Genomic DNA, 640 nt, shown 5'->3' with positions numbered 1-640 from the left:
AACCGGTAGAAGGGCATCCCGGAGCCGTACTTGAGCAGCCCCGTCATGCTGGTGACCGAGGCGTCGTACTTCTCGTCGCCGACGCCCGGCGGCGCATCGGCGGTGAACACCGCCCCGCAGCCCCCGCAGCGCAGCCGCTCGAGGCGATAGACCGTGGCGTGGATCGGCGCCATCGCCCGGATGCGAACGAGCACCTTCGCCTCCTTCTGCCCGTACAGGTTGCCGCGCGCGCACTCGGGGCAGCGCTCGCCGTGGCTCAGCCCGCTGGCGATCTCGACCTGCTTCGCCCCCGTGTAGGCCTCGGCACCGTTGCGCCCATGGCCCCTGGCGCGCGGCCTGTGCGTATCCTTGCCCGCTCCCCCCTCGGCTCCGCCCCCCGGTGGGGGGCCGGCCTGGCTCGCCGGCGCTCGCGCCGTCTCACCAAGCGTCTTTCGGGTCGTCTCCGTCCTCGCGCCGAAGAGCAGCTCGCGCAGGCTGCGAATCGAGACGTCCTTGCGCTCGAGTTCGGCGGTCAGCTCCGCCAGGGTGCCGATCGCCGATCGCAACAGCTCGCTCTCTTCCTCGCCGATCGGTGCGACCCTCCACCGGTCGATGATCGCCTCCAGCGTCGCGACATCGACGTCGAGACGCTGGCGCCCGG

Annotated in this window: 1 protein-coding gene; it reads right to left on the bottom strand. The window is 71.9% G+C overall.

Features of this window, described 5'->3' with window-relative positions; all coding sequences use genetic code 11:
• A partial coding sequence (locus L6Q96_23370; GenBank protein MCK6557488.1) for a hypothetical protein occupies window positions 1-640 on the bottom strand: 640 nt, incomplete at both ends.

The organism is Candidatus Binatia bacterium, assembly GCA_023150935.1.
GTDB lineage: Bacteria > Desulfobacterota > Binatia > HRBIN30 > HRBIN30 > JAKLJW01.
This window is presented reverse-complemented; position numbering and strand designations above follow the sequence as displayed.